We start from the raw sequence: 18,705 nt of genomic DNA, 5'->3' as shown, positions 1-18,705 counted from the left end.
GTTCGATCCGGACTGGTGGCGCGTCGGACCGCCGGCGACGGGGCGGAGACGAGCCGCGCCTCCAGGGCCGACGCGCGTCAGCGGAGCGGGCCGGTGTCAGCCGTGCCGACGCTCGGTCGACGAGAGCAGCTGCTCGACCTCGCCGATCTCCATCGTCTCGGGTGAGACCGACTGCAGCGGTGCCGCACTCGGCGTCTGGACGGCGTCGACCAGGCGGTGCATCATCGCGACGGCGTCGTCGACGACCTCGGTGCTCTTCACCTGCACGCCGTGCAGCAGCCACTGGGCCGTCTCGAGCTCGTGGTGGACCCGGGCGCGCTGGGCGAGCTGCCGGTCGCGGCCGCCGCCGTTCGCCTCGTAGGCGCTGAGGACGGTGTCGAAGGCCTGCGCCCGTCCCGCGAGCACCCACGCGAGGTCCTTCGCCGGGTCGCCGAGTCGCAGCTCGCCCCAGTCGATGACCCCGGAGACGTCGTCGCCCTCGACGAGGATCGTCTCGGTCCCGAGCGAACCGTGCACGACGGTCGGGGTGAACTGCCACAGCTGCTGGTCGCGCGCGGCACCCTCCCAGCGTTCCTTGAGCGCTGCCGGCACGAGCTTCGTGGCGACCGCCCGGTCCATCACGGAGACCGCCGAGCGCAGCACCTCGAAGGGGGTGAGCGACGGCAGGCCGGCGTCGGTGACGAAGCTCGTCGGGAGCTGGTGGACGGCGGCGACCGCGCGGCCGACGCTGGTGGCGAGCTCCGGCCGGTCGACGAGGTCCTGCAGCGTCGGGTGCGTACCGGGCAGGTACGAGGTGACGATGGCGCGGGTCGACCCGATGGGCGCCTGGCCGCGGTACTCGGCGACACCGAACGGGAGGCGCGTGCGGATCCCGGCGCTCAGCGCTCGGATCGCGACGAGGTCGGCGGACTGCCGTGCCTCGGCCCGCTGGTTGCGCGGACGACGGATCGCCGACCAGGCGCCGTCGACGTCGCGGAGGACGGCTGATTCGTAGTCCCCGGACGCCGCCGAGCCGAGCGTGCGCGTGCCCGTGACGACGAGGCCGGAGACGGCCGTGGTCGCCAACGCGGCTAGAGTGAACTGGGATCCCGCCATGCCCCTCAGGGTAGGTCCGCAGCCGGTGGTCGAGCGTGCGCCACGCTGGCCCGCGACAGCCCGGGCTCCCGCACACCGACCCGACCAGACCCGAGGAGCCCCCTGCCGTGACCGTCGAGTTCGCCGCCCGGCTGCCCCTCTCCCGCAACGACCTCGACCGCGACGCGGAGTTCCGCACGACGGACGACCTCGACCGCGTGCTCCGGGACGACCCGTCGACCCGCTACCTGCCCGTCCGCGGCTCGGAGCTGCTGCGGAACGGCGACGACACGCTGCGCTTCGTTTCCGCCGACGCCGTGCCGCACGACGCCGTGACGCTGTACCTCGGCCGTGCCGTGTCCGACGCACCCGATGCGCCGACCGGCACCCGGTTCGTCGCCGCGTTCCTCGACGCCGGCGCCGCGGCCGCGATCGAGCCCGACGACGACGCGTGGGCGAGCCTCCGGATGTTCGGGACCGAGCTCTCGCCGCGCGACCAGGGCCTCGCGGTCGAGGCCGTGGCGATGGCGAACTGGCACGCGGTGCACGGCTTCTCACCCCGCACCGGGTCCGCGACCGACGTCGTCACCGGCGGCTGGGTCCGCCGGGACCCCGAGGGGCACGAGCACTTCCCGCGCACCGACGCGGCGATCATCGTCGGGGTCACCGACGCCGACGACCGGATCCTGCTCGGCTCGAACGCCGCGTGGGACGCCGACCGGTACTCGCTCCTCGCGGGCTTCGTCGAGCCGGGGGAGTCCCTCGAGGACGCCGTCCGGCGCGAGGTCTGGGAAGAGTCGGGCGTCCGCGTCGAGGAGCCCGAGTACCTGGGGTCCCAGCCGTGGCCGTTCCCGGCCTCGCTCATGCTCGGGTTCCGTGCCCGCGCGGTGGACGGCGACCCGACGACCGCTCGACCGGACGGCGTCGAGATCCTGGACGTCCGGTGGTTCTCGCGCGACGAGATCCGCGAGCGCGCCGGCGACACCCTGCTCCTGCCGGGAAAGACGTCGATCGCCCGCGCCATCATCGAAGAGTGGTACGGCGGGCCGCTGGACCTGCCGTGAGCGGGACCGCCGCCGAGGCCTCCGCCGAGCCGCTCCGTCCGCCGTCGCCCGACGAGCTCCTCGCCGCCCTCGACGCCGAACAGCGCACCGTCGCCCGCACCCTGCTCGGGCCGGTCGCCGTACTGGCCGGTGCCGGCACCGGCAAGACCCGGGCGATCACACACCGGATCGCCTACGGCGTCGCGACCGGCACCTACGCGCCGAACCACGTCCTCGCGCTGACGTTCACGACCCGGGCGGCCGGCGAGCTGCGGTCGCGGCTGCGGTCCCTCGGTGCGGGGACCGTGCAGGCCCGCACGTTCCACGCGGCCGCGATGGCACAGCTCAGCTACTTCTGGCCGGACACGGTCGGCGGCCACGCGCCGAAGATCGTCGAGTCCAAGGGCCGCATGATCGCGCACGCGGCCGACTCGGTGGGGCTGCAGGTGGACACCCCGACGCTCCGCGACCTGGCCGGCGAGGTCGAGTGGCGCAAGGTCCAGATGCTCTCCTACGACGAGTACGAGGCCGCCGCCGCCGACCGGGTGATGCCCCGGGACACCGCGCCGCGTCGGGTCCTCGACCTCATGCGCGCCTACGAGCAGCTGAAGGACGACCGTCGACAGCTCGACTTCGAGGACGTCCTGCTCGCCACGCTCGGCATGGTGGAGTCCGAACCCCGGGTGGCGTCCTACGTCCGGCAGCAGTACCGGTTCTTCGTGGTCGACGAGTACCAGGACGTCTCGCCCGTGCAGCACGACCTGCTCCGCGCCTGGCTCGGCGGCCGGGACGACGTCTGCGTGGTCGGCGACGCCAGCCAGACCATCTACTCGTTCGCGGGGGCGTCGAGCCGGTACCTGCTCGGCTTCGGTTCCGAGTTCCCCCGCGGGTCCGTGCTGCGGCTCGAGCGGAACTACCGGTCCACGCGCGAGGTCGTGCACGCCGCGAACGCGCTCATGCGCGGGCAGCCAGGGGCCCTCGACCTCGTCGCGCAGCACACCGAGCCGGGCCCGCGGCCCGAGGTCCTGGCGTGCGTGCACGACGGCGACGAGGCCCAGACGGTCGCGCGCACGATCGCCGACCTCGTCGCCGACCCGGCCTCGCCCGCGTCCTACGGGGACGTCGCGGTGCTCTACCGCCTGGGTGCCCAGGCCGCCGCGGTCGAGTCGGCGCTCGGGCGCGCGGGCATCCCGTACCGGGTGCAGGGCGGCACCCGGTTCTTCGACCGACCCGAGGTCAAGCTGGCGGTGCACCACATGCGGGGCGAGGCCGTCCGGCAGACCGACGACGAGCTCACCCGGCGGGTCGGCCTCGTGCTCCGGGTGAGCGGGTGGACGCCGACGCCCCCGGAGGGCACGGGTGCGGTGCGCGAGCAGTGGGAGGCGCTGCAGGCGATCATGGGCCTCGCCGAGGACGCGCCCGCCGGCACGACGATGCAGCAGTTCACGCAGGACCTGGTCGACCGTGCGGCGACGCACCACGAGCCGGAGCTGGACGCGGTGACCCTCGCCACGCTGCACTCGTCGAAGGGCCTCGAGTGGCCGCACGTCGTGGTGATCGGCGTGGCCGAGGGACTGCTCCCCATCTCCTACGCCACCACCGACGACGAGGTCGACGAGGAACGCCGGCTCTTCTACGTCGGGCTCACCCGTGCCCGCCGCTCGGTGACCCTCACGTGGTCGCGACAGGGGTCCACGCGTGGGGGAGCCCGGGTGGCGAGTCGCTTCCTGGCAGCGCTCGGCACGAACACCGCGGATGGAACGTCACCGGCTGCCGACTGACCGACAGGTCGTCGCGGTCGAAGACGAGCTGGTCCGGACCGGGGTGCTGGGTCCGGGACGGGAGCCGTTCGAGGAGCATCCGGGTCGTCGCCGCCGCGACCGCTGCGATCCGGTAGGGCGAGAGCGGTGCCGCGGGACGGCCCCACACCTGCGCCGCGATGGCCGGCCAGCACGGGTCGTCGTCGACGCGCGCGTACTCGACGCACTGGAGGCACGGCCCGGCACCCGGGACGACGAACGGCCCGAGGCGCACGCGTCCGTCCCCGACGACCACCGGCAGGTGGGCGGTGCCCCGCCGGGTCCAGGCCGCGCGGACCGCCGGGTCGACGACGTGGTCGGCAACCACCACGGCGAGCTGGGGATCCGGGTCGGGGACGGCCACCGGTCCACCACGCGGCGCAGTGGTGCACACGATCGTGACGCCCTCGCCCGAGAGCAGTTCGGCGACCGCGTCGGGCAGCGCGCCGGTGCCGTGCACCTCGACGCGCGCGAGCGGTTCGGGGAGGACGTCCACGACCGCCGGTGAGGCGTCCCCGAGGACGCGTGCGGCGAGACCGGGTGGGCAGCCGCTCGCCGCGGCGACCCCGGAGAGCGCATCCCGACCGGTCTCGCGTCGGAGTGCGCACAGGAAGCGTTCCTCGGCCGTGCTCGGGACCGGCACGACGGCGCGCGGCGGGTCGACCCCGAGCTGGACGGTGGTCGGGTCGCGCCAGACGAACTCGAGGGACGGATCGATGCGGATGCCCATGCCCCCACGCTGGCGGACGGGGCCCGGGCGTGGGGGAGGGGCGGCGGATCTGTGGAGAACTACTTCGGAGCGTCGCCGCGGTCGTCGGCGGGGCCGTCCTCGACGTTGCCGTCCTCGTCCTCGCGCGGGCGGTCGCCGGTCGCGTCGTTGAGGAGGTCCTCGAGCGCCTTGTCGAACTCGTCGTCCTCGGCGGACCGGCCGGGGTTCCGGAGCCGGGCGACGAAGGCGTCGGGCGCGTCGATGTCCTCGGAGGTGGGGACGGCGTCGAAGTGCGACCAGAGGGCGTCGCGCTGCTCGGTGCCGAGCTCGTCGGTGACGCGCTGCCACATCGCGGCGGCCTCGCGGAGGCGACGGGGCCGGAGTTCGAGCCCGACGAGCGTGGCGAACGCGGACTCGGCCGGCCCGCCTGCCGCGCGACGGCGGCGGACCATCTCGGCGATCGCGCCGGACTTCGGCAGGCGTTCGGTGGCGGCGGCGGTGACGGTGTCGACCCAGCCCTCGACGAGCGCGAGCATCGTCTCGAGGCGGGCGAGGGCGGCCTCCTGCTCCTCGGTGCGCGGCGGGATGAGGGCGCCGGACGCGAGGGCGTCGCGGAGCTGTTCCTGGTTCGTCGGGTCGATCTCGGAGGCGAGCTCCTCGACGCGGTCGAACGGGATGTGGATGCCCCGGGCGTAGTCGGTGATCGACGAGATGATGTGGAGCCGCAGCCACCGGGCCGAGCGGAAGAGCCGGGCGTGTGCCAGCTCGCGGACGGCCAGGTAGATCCGGACCTCGTCCTCGGGGACGTCGAGTCCCTCGGCGAACTCGGCCACGTTCTGCGGCAGGAGTGCGGCGACCTGCTCGTCGAGGAGCGGCACGCCGACGTCGCCGCCGGACACGACCTCCTTCGAGAGCTGCCCGACGACCTGGCCGAGCTGGATCGCGAACAGTGCGCCGCCGACGCCGCGCATCGCCTTCGAGACGTCGCCGAGCATCGCCTTGAGCTGCTCCGGCGCGCGCTGCTCGATCGCCTCGGTGAGCGCGTTCGAGATGCTCAGCGCCACGGGCTCGGCGATCTGCGCCCACACCGGGGTGGTCGCCTTCGCCCACTGCTCGCGCGTGTAGAGGCTCGGCGTCGCGGTGAGCTCGGCGACCGAGGTGGCCTCGTCCAGCCAGAGCGCGGCGACCTGGAACGCCTGGTCGGCCGCCTGCGAGGTCGCGGGGTCGACGGGGTGGCCGCCCTCACGGGCGATCGCGGTGGCCCGCTCGGAGGCGACCGAGAAGTCGATGCCGTCGCCGCCGGACTGCGCGGCACGCTGCAGCTGGCTCATCAGGTTCGCGACGAAGGCCGGGTCGTTCGGCAGCCCCGCGGCTCCGGCGAGCTGCGACGGGTCGATCTGGCCCTCGCCGGACAGGAGCTTCCGGAGCATCTCCTGGAAGTCGTCGTCCGGCCCCGGCTGCGGTTCATCAGGCATGACGACTACGCTAATCGCTGCTCACGGGGCCGCGACTGGGACGCCCCCGTGGGAACGCCCGAACCGCTGCGCCGAGGGCGAACAGCCCACCGTGGAAGGACGCTGCGTGACCCTCTTCGCCCCCGAACCCCGCCGACGTCCGCGCTCCCGGACCGTCGGCTGGGCGTTCGTGATCGGTGCCGTCGTCCTCGGGCTGCTCGCCAGCCTGCTGCCGAGCCCGTACCTCATCGAGGTCCCCGGCCCGGTCTACAACACCATCGGCACGCAGGAGCAGGGGACCGGCAAGGACGCGAAGCAGGTCAAGCTCATCCAGATCGACGGGCACCCGACCTACCCGACCGGCGGCGCGCTCGACATGCTCACCGTCGGGATCCAGGGCGACGCGACGAACCGACCGTCGTGGACGAGCGTCATCCGTGCCCTCTTCACGAAGTCCGAGGCGGTGATCCCCGCGTCCGCGATCTACCCGGAGGGCGTCAGCACCGACCAGGTGAACCAGCAGGACACGGCCGACATGCAGCAGTCGCAGCAGTCCGCCGTCGCCGCGGCGCTCATCCACCAGGGGTACCGCCTGCCGACCGAGCTCGAGGTCGGCACCGTCCAGAAGGGCTCGGCGGCTGACGGCGTCATCGACGAGGGGGACGTCATCCGGTCGTTCGACGGGACCTCGCTCACCGAGAACGCCGACGCGACCTCGCTCCGTGAGCTGGTCGCGAAGCACGGCACCTCGGGCCCGGCGACGGTGGTCGTCGAACGCGACGGTGCCGAGAAGACGGTCGAGCTGACGCCGCGGAGCGAGCAGGGCACGGCCCTGATCGGTGTGGGCGTGACCGAGCAGTACGACTTCCCGTTCCGCGTCTCCATCGAGCTCCAGGACGTCGGCGGCCCGTCGGCCGGGATGATGTTCGCACTCGGGATCATCGACGAGATCACGCCGGGCAAGCTCAACGGCGGGAAGCACGTCGCCGGGACCGGCACGATCACCGCCGACGGCGAGGTCGGTGCGATCGGCGGCATCCGCCAGAAGATGTACGGCGCGAAGGACGCCGGCGCGACCGTCTTCCTCGCACCGGCCGACAACTGCGACGAGGTGGTCGGTCACGTCCCGGACGGGCTCGACGTCTACCGGGTCGCGACCCTCGACCAGGCGGTCACCGATCTGCAGACGATCGCCTCCGGGAAGAGCACCGCGAAGCTCGCGCGCTGCACGTCCTAGACCCGGCCATGCGCTCCGGGCGACGTCCGCGGACGACGCGATCCGTGCCTCCCGAGCGTTCAGCCTGGAGGCGCGACACCCCTTCCTGAGTCGCCGTACAGTTTCAGGGGTGCTCGCGCCACATAGGATCGATGCACTGACGGCCCGCCGCGCCGGGCCCGCCGGTTCGACACGTCTGGAGCACATCAAGTGACGACAACCTCGTCCACCTCGGGGCGGCGTTCGCCGCGGGTCCCGATCGTGGTCACGATCATCGTGCTGGCCGCACTGGTGATCGCCTTCTTCATCTTCGCGAGCCTGTACACCGACTACGCGTGGTTCGCGCAGCTCGGCTTCCAGCAGGTCCTGACCACCAGGTGGATCGCCGGGACGCTGATGTTCCTCGCCGGCTTCCTCGGGATGGCGGTCCCGGTGTACGCGAGCATCGCGCTCGCGTTCCGGTTCCGGCCGGTCTACGCGAAGCTCAACTCGCAGCTCGACCGCTACCAGCAGGTCATCGAGCCGCTGCGTCGTGCCGTCATGATCGGCATCCCGGTCGTGCTCGGCATCTTCGCCGGACTCTCGACCGCGGGGCGCTGGAGCATGGTGCTCGAGTACTTCAACCGGACGCCGTTCGGCAAGACCGACCCGCAGTTCGGGCTCGACATCGGCTTCTACGTGTTCGAACTGCCGTTCTGGCGCGCGATCGTGGCGTACTCGTCGGCCGTCGTGCTCATCGCCGGCCTGGCCGCCCTGGCCGCCTGCTACCTGTACGGCGCGATGCGCTTCGGTGGGCGTGAGGTCCGCATCTCGAAGGCTGCGCGCATCCAGCTCGCGGTCACGGCGGCCGTCTACGTCGCGCTGCAGGCCGTCAGCCTGTGGCTCGACCAGTACGCCGCCCTGACGAAGTCGAACTCGCTCATCACCGGTGCCCAGTACACCGAGGTGAACGCGGTCATCCCGGGTCGCGAGATCATGGCCGGCATCGCCGCGATCGTGGCGATCCTGTTCATCGTGACGGCCGTCATCGGTCGCTGGCGCATCTCGATCGTCGGGACGGGCCTGCTGCTCGTCGCCGCGATCGTGATCGGTGGCATCTACCCGTGGATCGTCCAGCGCCTGCAGGTGAAGCCCTCGGAGCGCACCTTCGAGTCGGCGTACATCGAGCGGAACATCAAGGCGACCCGTGACGCCTACGGTGTCGCCGGTGTCCAGGAACGGAACTACGACGCGACGACCGAGGCGAGCTCCGGCGCGCTCGCGCAGGACGCCCAGACGACGGCGAACATCCGCCTGATCGACCCGAAGATCGTCTCCGACACCTTCAGCCAGCTCCAGCAGTACCGGCAGTACTACCAGTTCCCGAAGGAGCTCGACGTCGACCGCTACGACGTCAAGGGCGAGACCGAGGACACCGTCATCGCGGTGCGCGACATCGACCTCGACGGCCTGAGCGCGCAGGCGAACACGCCCTACAACCGGGCCTTCGTCTACACGCACGGCTACGGCGTGACGGCGGCGTACGGCAACCAGCGCGCGAGCGACGGCAAGCCGGTGTTCCTCGAGTCGGGGATCCCGTCCAACGGCGCCCTCGGCGACTTCCAGCAGCGCGTGTACTTCGGTGAGACGTCGCCCGCCTACTCGATCGTCGGTGGACCGAAGGGCTCGAAGAACGTCGAGCTCGACTACCCGTCCGGCTCGGACGAGAACGACGACAGTGGCGGCAACGCCACGACGACGTACGCCGGCAACGGCGGCCCGAGCCTCGGGAACTTCTTCAACCGGCTCGTCTACGCGGCGAAGTTCCAGTCGGAGCAGATCCTGCTGTCGAACGCGGTGAACCAGGACTCGCAGATCCTCTACGACCGCGACCCGATCACCCGCGTGCAGAAGGTCGCGCCGTACCTGACGCTCGACAGCGACGCGTACCCGGCGATCGTCGACCACCGCATCCAGTGGGTCGTCGACGGCTACACGACGAGCGACGCCTACCCGTACTCGCAGAGCCAGAGCCTGTCGGACACCATCGCCGGCGCCGAGAGCTCGTCGTACCGGACCGACCAGGTCAACTACATCCGCAACTCGGTCAAGGCCACGGTCGACGCGTACACCGGCAAGGTGACGCTCTACGCGTGGGACACCCAGGACCCGGTGCTCAAGACGTGGCAGAAGATCTTCCCGACCTCGATGCAGCCCGTGTCGAAGATGAGCGCGGAACTGCTCGACCACGTCCGGTACCCGACCGACCTGTTCAAGGTGCAGCGGTCGATCCTCGGCACCTACCACGTCACCAACGCGAACTCGTTCTACTCCGGTGACGACGCCTGGAACGTGCCGCAGGAGCCGACGTCCGGCACGAACGAGACGGACACGTCGGACGCGTCGACCACGACCAACACGGGCGCGAACGCGCTCGGGGCGACCACCACGACGACGACCAGGGGCAACCTGCAGGACCCGTACTACCTCACGATGAAGGTGCCGGGGCAGGGGACCGCCTACTCCCTGTACACGACGTACATCCCGCAGCAGTCCGCCGGGACGAACAACCGCAACGTGCTCACCGGGTACCTGGCGGTGGACTCCGACGCGGGTGGCGCGGGCGAGGGGAAGAAGGCGTCCGGCTACGGCAAGCTCACGCTGTTGACGATGCCGAAGACCGACAACATCCCGGGCCCCGGACAGGTGCAGAGCCTCTTCAACGGTGACTCGACCGTCTCGCAGGAGCTCAACATCCTGAAGCGCGGGAATTCGACCGTGAAGCAGGGCAACCTGCTCACGCTCCCGGTCGGTGGCGGCTTCCTCTACGTGCAGCCCGTGTACGTGCAGTCGACGTCGAGCGGCTCGTACCCGCTGCTGCAGAAGGTGCTCGTGGCCTTCGGTGACAAGATCGCGTTCGAGGACACCCTCGACGAGGCGCTCAACAGCCTGTTCGGCGGCGACTCGGGTGCGTCGGCCGGTGACCAGGGTGCGTCGTCCGGTTCCGGCTCGTCGTCGGGCTCCGGCTCGTCCGACTCCGGCTCGGGCTCGTCGGACTCCGGCTCCGGTTCGTCGACCGGCTCGGGATCGTCGACCGGCTCCGGGACGGTCGACAACGAGGCGCTGCAGAAGGCCCTGAACGACGCCAAGCAGGCGCTGCAGGACCGTCAGGACGCCTACGCCGAGAACGACCTGGTCGCCGCGGCCGAGGCCGACCAGCGCCTGCAGGAGGCCATCCAGGCCGCGACCGAGGCCGAGGGCGGGAACTGAGACACACCGTGGCGGGGCGCTCGATTTGTGCCCCGCCACGGCCCCGTGTAGGCTGTTCAACGTGCCGCGGGGTGGAGCAGTTCGGTAGCTCGCTGGGCTCATAACCCAGAGGTCGTAGGTTCAAATCCTGCCCCCGCAACCAAGCGTCACAGAGAAGGCCCCGGTCCAGTCGTACCGGGGCCTTCTTCGTGCGCCGACCGTCGCGCCGGCCTTCGTGCCGGGGCCGAGTCTCGGCTGGGCGGACACTTTCGCGCGCTCATGGCGCGAGCAACGTCCGCGGGGCCGAGTCGCGGGCCGCCCGGTACGCTCGGCGGATGGACACCCTCACCGTCGCCGCGGCGCAGTTCGCGCCCGTGGACGACCCCGCCGCGAACCTGGAGACCGTCCGGACCGCCGCCGTCGACGCGGCCGCCCGGGGGGCCGACCTGCTCGTCACGCCGGAGTACACCTCGTACTTCACCGCCGACATCGACGACCGGTTCGTGGCCGCCGCACAACCCCTGGACGGCCCGTTCGTCACCGGCCTGCAGACCATCGCCCGCGAGGTCGGCATCGCCCTCGTCGTCGGCATCGCCGAGTGCGCCGAAACCCCGGGCCGCTTCCGGAACACCCTCGTCGCGGTCCTGCCCTACGGATCGATCGCCGAGACGTACCGGAAGGTGCACCTCTACGACGCGTTCGGCTCGAAGGAGTCGGACCGCATCGAGTCCGGTGACCCCGAGCAGCTGCCCGTGTTCTCGCTCGGGGGCGTCCGCGTCGGCCTCGAGACCTGCTACGACCTGCGCTTCCCCGAGGTCACACGCCGACTCGTCGCGCCCGAACACGGGGCGGCGGACGTCGTGGTCCTGCCCGCCGAGTGGGTCAGGGGTCCCGGCAAGGAGCACCACTGGCGGACCCTGCTCACCGCCCGCGCGATCGAGAACACCGTCTGGGTGGTGGGCGTCGGCCAGACGCCGCCGATCGGCATCGGAGGCTCGCTCGTGCTCGACCCCTCCGGCGTCGCGGTCGCCGCTGCCGGGGCCGTTCCGGGGATGCTCGTCGCGGAGGTCGACACCGCTGTGACCGACGCCGTCCGCCGGACGAACCCGTCGCTCGCGCTCCGCCGCTACGAGGTCACGCCCCGCGCCTGACCCGGCACGCGGCCAGCTGCCCGCGCGCTGCCGGCACGCGGCGCGCCTACGCACACGCCGACGCCGAACGGGGGAAGTACGTCCGCCTGGAGGCGCGGGCGAGCCAGATTCCGCCCGCTCGCCTCGTCCGGGCGGTGCGCCCGACCCGAGCGGGCGCAATCCGTCCCGTTGGAGGCGCGGACGGGCCAGATTCCGCCCGCTCGACGACGGCACGCGACGCGCTCCCGCCGAACGGGCGAAAGCGGGTTGCCTGGAGGCACGGGCTGGCCAGATTTCGCCCGCTCGGCTCGCTTAGGCGGTGCATCCGACCCGAGTGGGCGAAATCCGTCCGACTGGAGGCGCGGATGGGCCACCTTTCGCCCGCTCGATGTGCCCGTGACGCGCTCCCGCCGAACGGGCGAAACCGGGTTGCCTGGAGGCACGGGCTGGCCAGATCTCGCCCGCTCGGCTCGCCCATGCGGTGCGCCCGACCCGAGCGGGCGAAATACGTACCGCTGGAGGGGAGGGTGGGCAGTATTTCGCCCGCTCGACGCCGGCACGGGACGCGCTCACGCTGAGCGGGCGAGTTGCGTCCGGCTGAGGACTCGGGTGGGCCGTGTTCTGCCCGCTCGGAGCGCGCCGCAGGCGGACGCACGGCCCCGAGCGGGCGGAATGCGCCCGTCGAGCGGTGCGGCGGGTAGTGGCGCGGGCGGGTCAGCCGCGCCGAGCGAGACCGGCGAGGCGAGCGGCGGCGTCCTCGAGCACCGAGCGGCGCTTGCAGAAGGCGAACCGCACGAGGGTCCGGTAGTCGGCCGCGTGGTCGGGACGGACGAACGCCGAGACCGGCACCCCGACGACGCCGGCGAGCTCTGGGAGTCGCAGGCAGAACGACCGGGCGTCGTCGTACCCGAGCGGCGCGACGTCCGCGATGACGAAGTACCCGCCGTCGGGACGCATCACCTCGAAGCCCGCGGCGGCCAGCCCACCCGCGAGCAGGTCGTGCTTGGCGGACAGCTCGGCGGCGATGCCCGTGAAGACCCGGTCGGGGAGCCGGAGGCCGGCTGCCACCGCGGGTTGGAACGGAGCTCCGTTCACGAACGTGAGGAACTGCTTCACGCTGGTGATCGCGTCGACGAGCGCCGGGGGAGCCGTGAGCCAGCCGATCTTCCAACCGGTGGTGCTGAAGGTCTTCCCAGCGCTCGAGATCGTCACGGTCCGCTCGGCGGCACCGGGCAGGGCGGCGATCGGGACGTGCGGCACGTCGAAGGTCAGGTGCTCGTAGACCTCGTCGGTGACGATCACCGCGTCGTGGTGCGTCGCGAGTTCGACGATCGTCGTCAGGACCTCGGTCGGCAGCACGCGGCCGGTGGGGTTGTGGGGCGTGTTCACGAGCACGGCGCGGGTGCGGTCGGAGAACGCGGCGCGGAGGGCAGTCTCGTCCGGCAGGAAGTCGGGAGCAGACAGCGGCACGGTGACGTGCGTCCCGCCGGCGAGCCCGATGAGCGCACCGTACGCGTCGTAGAACGGCTCGAACGTGATGACCTCGTCGCCCGGCTCGACGAGCGCCAGGAGCGTCGCGGCGAGGGCCTCGGTGGCGCCGGCGGTGACGAGTACCTGGCGGTCGGGGTCGACGTCGAGGTCGTACCAACGGGCCTGGTGCTCGCTGATCGCGGCCCGCAGGTCTGGGGTCCCTCGTCCCGGCGGGTACTGGTTGACGCCGTCGCGGATGGCTGCGATCGCTGCCTCGAGGACCTCGGCCGGGCCGTCCTCGTCCGGGAACCCCTGCCCGAGGTTCAGTGCGCCCGTCGCGGCCGCGAGTGCGCTCATCTCGGCGAACACCGTCGGCGCGGGGACGCCGTCCGGTCCGAGGAGCATCGCTCCCTCGGCGGCTCGCAACCAGGGTCCTGCGTGGCGCATGTGGTTCCCTCCGGGATGTCGATCGCGCTCGCGGCGCTGAACGGACCCCAACCTAGCGGCCGAGTCGAGCGCACCCCGGGAAGGGTCGCACAGCCCACGCATAAGATCGCCATAGGTCGCTTCCAGCGTCACCAGGAGCACCGCTCAGGTGCGTGCGACAGACTGCACGAGCTTGAAAGGAGCACGTCCAGCATGACCGACACCACGCCCAACGGGCAGGGCGACGACATCCGTCCGGACGACGCGGCCGCCAAGGCCGCATCCGAGGACGCTTCGCCGAACGACTCCGAGCACCTCCACGACGCGGACCACACCGACGCGCGCCACACCGACGCAGACCACACCGACGTGATCGCGTCCGCGAACGACCACCCGACCGATCGGTACACGGCGCCGTACCCGACGCTGTCCGACCACGCGTCGGAGCCGGGCCGGGCCGACCAGTCCGGCCAGCAGGGTCAGGCCGACCAGACGAGCCAGTACGGGCAGGCCTCGGGCGGCTACGGCGCGCACGGGACGCCCTACGGCACCGAGCCGACGCAGCAGCCGCAGTACGGCCAGTCCCAGACGAGCCAGTACGGCCAACAGGACCAGTACGGACAGCAGCAGTACGGCCAGCACGGTCAGTACGGCCAGCAGTCGCAGTACGGCCAGCAGAGCCAGTACGGCCAACAGGACCAGTACGGACAGCAGCAGCACGGCCAGTACGGCCAGCAGTCGCAGTACGGCCAGCAGAACCAGTACGGCCAGCAGTCGCAGTACGGCCAGCAGCCCCGCTACGGCGAGTACGCCCAGCCCACCTCGGCTCCCGCCTCGGCCTCCGAGTACGCCACCGCATCGGCCCAGGCTCCGGCCTCCGCCACGAGCGCGTTCGGCGACGTCGACGGCTCGAACCAGCGGAACGGCCACTACTTCGAGAGCGGAGCAGCCGGCGCCGCCGGCGTCCCGGGTGCGGCACCCGCCAGCCGTCGCGCGGGCACCGGCCGTGGCCGCCTCGCCCTCCCGATCATCGCCGGCGTCGTCATCGCCGGTCTCGTGGGCGGCGGTGCCGGATGGCTCGCCGGATCGAGCCAGGGCGGCGGGACCGTCGTCGGGTCGTCCACCAGCCAGGGCGGCGGCAACCTCACCGTCAACGACTACAACAACGCGACGGTCGTCACCGCGGTGGCCGCGCAGGCGACCCCGTCGGTGGTCACGATCAACGTCTCGTCGAGCAGTGAAGCGGGCACCGGATCGGGCGTCGTGTTCAGCAAGGACGGCTACATCGTCACGAACACCCACGTGGTGACGCTCGACGGTGACAGCTCGAACGGCACGATCACGGTCACCACCTCGGACGGCAAGATCTACCCGGCGAAGCTCGTCGGCACCGACCCGACGGTCGACCTGGCGGTCATCAAGATCGACGCGACCGACATGAAGCCGATCACGTTCGCGGACTCCGGCGACCTCAACGTCGGCGACACGGCCGTGGCGATCGGTGCTCCGCTCGGACTGTCGAACACCGTCACGGACGGCATCGTCTCGACCCTGAGCCGGAGCATCCAGGTCACCTCGAGCGCCCCCACCGAGGGCGGCGACTCGAACGAGGGCGGGAACGGCTCGAGCGGCGGTCCCTTCGACTTCTGGGGCAACGGCGGCAACGGCAGCAACTCCTCGACGAACAGCACGGTCTCGCTGCCCGTCATCCAGACCGACGCGTCGATCAACCCGGGCAACTCCGGTGGCGCGCTGCTGGACTCCAAGGGCAAGCTCATCGGCATCAACGTGGCCATCGCGAGCGCGGGCAGCTCGTCCGACTCGTCGTCGAGCCAGTCCGGCAGCATCGGCGTCGGCTTCTCGATCCCGTCGAACCTCGTCAAGCGCGTGGCGAACGAGATCAAGGACAACGGCTCCGCGACGCACGGGCTGCTCGGCGCGACCGTCGGCGACGCCGCCGAGGACGCGAACGCCACGCAGATGGGCGGCCTCATCAAGTCGGTGTCGTCCGGCGGTGCAGCGGCGAAGGCCGGTCTGCAGAAGGGCGACGTGGTCACGAAGATCGGGTCGGCGACGGTCTCCGACGCAACCGACCTGACGGCGCAGGTCCGTTACTTCGCGGGCGGTGCGAAGACGACGATCACCTTCATCCGCAACGGCCAGACGCGTGAGGCGGACGTCACCCTCGGGACCTACAAGGGCTGACGCGACCAGCAACGGACGGGAGGCGCGGTGCCAGCTGGCACCGCGCCTCCCGTCCGTCTGCCGGTCGCCCCGACGACCCGCGGCGACTTGATAGGCTCAGGGTCGCTCTTGCGGGGCGGCACCGTCCGCGGTGCGTCCCGTGCACCCAGGTGAGGACCCCGAGGTACCGATGCAGACAGACGGACAGCCCCTGCCGGGCGTCTCGTACGTGATGCCCGTCCTCAACGAGGTCACCGAGGTCCGGGCAGCCGTCCAGAGTCTGCTGGAGCAGGACTACTCCGGTCCGTTCGAGGTCATCCTCGCCCTCGGCCCGTCGATCGACGGCACGAACGAACTCGTCGCCGAGATGAGCGCCGCCGACCCCCGGATCCGCGCGATCGAGAACCCGGCCGGCTCGACGCCCGCCGGCCTCAACGTCGCGATCCGTGCATCGGTGCACCCGGTCGTCGTCCGCGTGGATGCCCACTCGGTCCTCCCCACGGACTACACGCGCATCGCGGTGCGCGTGCTGCAGGAATCGGGTGCCGACAACGTCGGCGGCATCATGCGCGCCGAGGGACGGACCCCCTTCGAACGCGCCGTCGCGCTCGCCTACGGCAGCCGCGTCGGCCTCGGCGGGACGCCGCACCACGTCGGCGGACGGGCCGGTCCGGCCGAGACCGCGTACCTCGGTGTGTTCCGCCGCGACCGCCTGTTCGAGGTCGGGCTGTTCGACGAGGGCATCAAGCGCGGTCAGGACTGGGAACTCAACCGGCGGCTGCGGCAGACCGGTGGCACCGTCTGGTTCACGCCCGAGCTCGTCGTCACCTACCGCCCGCGGCCCAGCCTGAAGCGCCTGGTCCGGCAGTTCGTCGCCACCGGGCTGTGGCGCGGCGAACTCGCCCGCCGGTTCCCCGCCAACAACGGCCTGCGCTACTTCGTGCCCCCGGCGATGGTCGCGGCGATGGCACTCGGCATCGTCGCCGGGGTCGTCGGGATCATCGGCGCCGCGCTCGGCACCGGTGCGGCATGGGCGTTGCTCGGTTTCGTCGTCCCGGCGGTCTACCTCGTCTTCGTCGTCCTGGGGGCCGTCGCGGTCGCCCGGCGGTCGGGGCTCCCGACGCTCCTCTGGCTCGTCGTGGTGCTGCCGTGCATCCACGTCGGGTGGGGACTCGGCTTCATCATCGGCTTCCTGACCCGGACGTCCGAACTGACCACGCACACGGGACGGTGACCTGACCTCTTGACCGACGACACGACCGGCCGCGGGAACGCCCGCCCCTCCTCGATCGCCGAACTCCGCGCCGTCGCCCAACCGGACGAGGTGCGCTCGCGGGCGAACGCCGAGCACTGGACGGCCTCGCTGTACCTGCGGGACGTCTCGCCGTACCTGACGTGGGTGCTCCTGAAGACACGGGTGAGCGCGAACCAGGTGACCGGTCTGATGATCCTGGTCGGGTGGAGCGTCGCCGCGGCGCTGCTCATCCCGGGGATCTGGGGCGCGGTCCTCGCCCTCGTGCTCGGTCAGCTCCAGATGCTCGTCGACTGCTCGGACGGCGAGGTCGCAAGGTGGCGGGGGACCCGTTCGCCCGCAGGCGTGTTCCTCGACAAGGTCGGGCACTACACGACCGAGGGACTCATCCCCATCGCGCTCGGCGTCCGGGCCGCCACGTGGCCGATCCACGGTGCGGACTGGATGTGGACGACGATCGGCTGCGCACTGGGCCTCGTGATCGTCCTGAACAAGGCGCTCAACGACATGGTGCACGTCGCACGGGCGAACGCCGGGCTCGAGAAGCTCGTCGACCGCCGTGACGCCGGCACCGTGCCGTCCGGCCGACGGCTCGCGACGCTGCGCCGGGCCGCACGGTTCCTGCCGTTCCACCGCCTGTACCACTCGGTCGAACTGAGCATCCTCGCGTTCGTCTTCGCGCTGCTCGGGCTCGTGATCGGTCATCCGCTGGCCGACCGGATCCTCGTGGGCGCACTGCTGCCGCTCGCGGTGCTGGCGACCTTCGGGCACTTCCTCGCGATCATCTCGTCGAAGCGGGTCCGGGCGTGACCCCTGGGACGCTCCGTCGCCACGCCGTGCCGCACCGTGACCGGCCCCGCGTCGCCGTCGTGAGCCTGTCGCAGGGCACCCGACCCGACGAGCTGCGTCGTGGTCTCGAGAGCGTGCTCGCGCAGCGGGACGTGGAGCTCGACGTGGTCTGCGTCGGCAACGGGTGGGAGCCCACCGGCCTGCCCGAGGGCGTCCGGACACTGGCGCTGCCCGAGAACGTCGGCATCCCCGCCGGACGGAACGCCGGCGCCGACGTGGTCGACGGCGACTACGTGTTCTTCCTCGACGACGACGCCTCGGTGCCGTCCGAGACCTTCCTGCGTGACGCGATCGCCCTGTTCGAGCGCGACCCGTCGCTCGGGCTCGTCCAACCCCGGGTCGTCGACCCCACCGGCGCCGCGAACCCGACCCGGTGGATCCCCCGCATCCGCAAGGGGGAGCCCGACCACTCGTCGCCGGTGTTCTCGGTGTGGGAGGGCGCGGTCATCCTGCCGATGGACGTGTACCGCGCGACCGGGGGATGGGGCGCGGCGTACTTCTACGCGCACGAGGGCATCGAGCTCGCCTGGCGGGTGTGGGACGCCGGCCGACGGACCTGGTACGCCGGGGACCTCGTCGCACACCACCCCGCGATCGACCCGGCACGGCACACCGAGTACTACCGGCTGAACGCCCGGAACCGGGTCTGGCTCGCGCGGCGCAACCTGCCGGCGGTGCTCCGGCCGCTGTACGTCGGGTCCTGGGCGGCGATCCAGGTCGCCCGGTGGTGGCGGCACCCGCGACGTCTGGCGACCTGGTTCGCCGGCGTCCGCGAAGGATGGCGCACCGACTGCGGCCCGGTGCACGTGATGGGGTGGCTCACGATCGGCCGGATGACGCTCGCCGGTCGCCCGCCCGTCGTCTGACCCAC

13 protein-coding genes and 1 tRNA gene are annotated in these 18,705 nt (G+C 71.8%); 10 read left to right on the top strand and 4 right to left on the bottom strand.

Annotated elements, in window-relative coordinates; translation table 11 throughout:
• Positions 1–96: 96 nt before the first annotated feature.
• Positions 97–1,095, bottom strand: a complete 999-nt coding sequence (locus ACQXVK_RS01295; RefSeq protein WP_416394028.1) for a phosphotransferase — start codon at positions 1,093–1,095, stop codon at positions 97–99.
• Positions 1,096–1,202: 107 nt separating this feature from the next.
• Here ACQXVK_RS01295 and nudC point away from each other — a divergent pair, with 107 nt between their 5' ends.
• Together nudC and ACQXVK_RS01285 are read left to right on the top strand one after the other, a co-directional pair.
• Positions 1,203–2,138, top strand: a complete 936-nt coding sequence (gene nudC, locus ACQXVK_RS01290) for an NAD(+) diphosphatase (protein ID WP_430852416.1) — start codon at positions 1,203–1,205, stop codon at positions 2,136–2,138.
• The gene (locus tag ACQXVK_RS01285) at positions 2,135–3,898 is read left to right on the top strand and encodes an ATP-dependent helicase (RefSeq protein WP_430852415.1); all 1,764 of its coding nucleotides are present in this window, start codon (positions 2,135–2,137) and stop codon (positions 3,896–3,898) included. Before nudC ends, ACQXVK_RS01285 begins: the two co-directional genes overlap by 4 nt.
• On the opposite strand, the gene ACQXVK_RS01280 is transcribed toward ACQXVK_RS01285, so the two are convergent.
• Both ACQXVK_RS01280 and ACQXVK_RS01275 read right to left on the bottom strand, forming a co-directional pair.
• A complete protein-coding gene (locus ACQXVK_RS01280; protein WP_430852414.1) occupies positions 3,789–4,646 on the bottom strand; it encodes a hypothetical protein in 858 nt (285 codons plus the stop codon). The genes ACQXVK_RS01285 and ACQXVK_RS01280 overlap by 110 nt on opposite strands.
• A 59-nt stretch (positions 4,647–4,705) precedes the next feature.
• Entirely contained in the window at positions 4,706–6,100 is a 1,395-nt protein-coding gene (locus ACQXVK_RS01275; RefSeq protein WP_416394032.1) for a zinc-dependent metalloprotease, read from the bottom strand.
• A gap of 106 nt (positions 6,101–6,206) precedes the next feature.
• Here ACQXVK_RS01275 and ACQXVK_RS01270 point away from each other — a divergent pair, with 106 nt between their 5' ends.
• The 4 genes from ACQXVK_RS01270 (at position 6,207) to ACQXVK_RS01255 (ending at position 11,674) form a co-directional block, all read left to right on the top strand.
• Positions 6,207–7,316, top strand: coding sequence for a YlbL family protein (locus tag ACQXVK_RS01270; protein WP_430852413.1), 1,110 nt, complete (start codon positions 6,207–6,209; stop codon positions 7,314–7,316).
• Positions 7,317–7,505: 189 nt separating this feature from the next.
• A complete protein-coding gene (locus ACQXVK_RS01265; protein ID WP_430852412.1) occupies positions 7,506–10,544 on the top strand; it encodes a UPF0182 family protein in 3,039 nt (1,012 codons plus the stop codon).
• Between the two features lie 65 nt (positions 10,545–10,609).
• Positions 10,610–10,686 (top strand) — tRNA-Met (locus ACQXVK_RS01260).
• A 172-nt stretch (positions 10,687–10,858) separates the two neighbouring features.
• Entirely contained in the window at positions 10,859–11,674 is an 816-nt protein-coding gene (locus ACQXVK_RS01255) for a carbon-nitrogen hydrolase family protein (protein WP_430852411.1), read from the top strand.
• A 693-nt stretch (positions 11,675–12,367) separates the two neighbouring features.
• On the opposite strand, the gene ACQXVK_RS01250 is transcribed toward ACQXVK_RS01255, so the two are convergent.
• Positions 12,368–13,570: an aminotransferase class I/II-fold pyridoxal phosphate-dependent enzyme gene (locus ACQXVK_RS01250; protein ID WP_430852410.1), complete on the bottom strand. Its 1,203-nt coding sequence runs from the start codon at positions 13,568–13,570 to the stop codon at positions 12,368–12,370.
• A 192-nt stretch (positions 13,571–13,762) separates the two neighbouring features.
• Between ACQXVK_RS01250 and ACQXVK_RS01245 the strand changes: the two genes are divergently transcribed.
• From ACQXVK_RS01245 to ACQXVK_RS01230, 4 genes are all read left to right on the top strand, one after another.
• The gene (locus ACQXVK_RS01245) at positions 13,763–15,754 is read left to right on the top strand and encodes a S1C family serine protease (RefSeq protein ID WP_402264425.1); all 1,992 of its coding nucleotides are present in this window, start codon (positions 13,763–13,765) and stop codon (positions 15,752–15,754) included.
• Between the two features lie 169 nt (positions 15,755–15,923).
• Positions 15,924–16,967 carry a glycosyltransferase family 2 protein gene (locus tag ACQXVK_RS01240; RefSeq protein WP_416394038.1) on the top strand — a complete coding sequence of 348 codons (1,044 nt, stop codon included), beginning with the start codon at positions 15,924–15,926 and terminating at the stop codon, positions 16,965–16,967.
• A 9-nt stretch (positions 16,968–16,976) separates the two neighbouring features.
• The gene (locus ACQXVK_RS01235; RefSeq protein ID WP_402264419.1) at positions 16,977–17,795 is read left to right on the top strand and encodes a CDP-alcohol phosphatidyltransferase family protein; all 819 of its coding nucleotides are present in this window, start codon (positions 16,977–16,979) and stop codon (positions 17,793–17,795) included.
• A complete protein-coding gene (locus ACQXVK_RS01230) occupies positions 17,792–18,700 on the top strand; it encodes a glycosyltransferase family 2 protein (protein WP_430852409.1) in 909 nt (302 codons plus the stop codon). The genes ACQXVK_RS01235 and ACQXVK_RS01230 overlap by 4 nt, the downstream gene beginning before the upstream one ends.
• Positions 18,701–18,705: the final 5 nt, after the last annotated feature.

It is taken from the genome of Curtobacterium sp. AB451, from assembly GCF_050585845.1.
Taxonomy (GTDB): domain Bacteria; phylum Actinomycetota; class Actinomycetes; order Actinomycetales; family Microbacteriaceae; genus Curtobacterium.
This window is presented reverse-complemented; position numbering and strand designations above follow the sequence as displayed.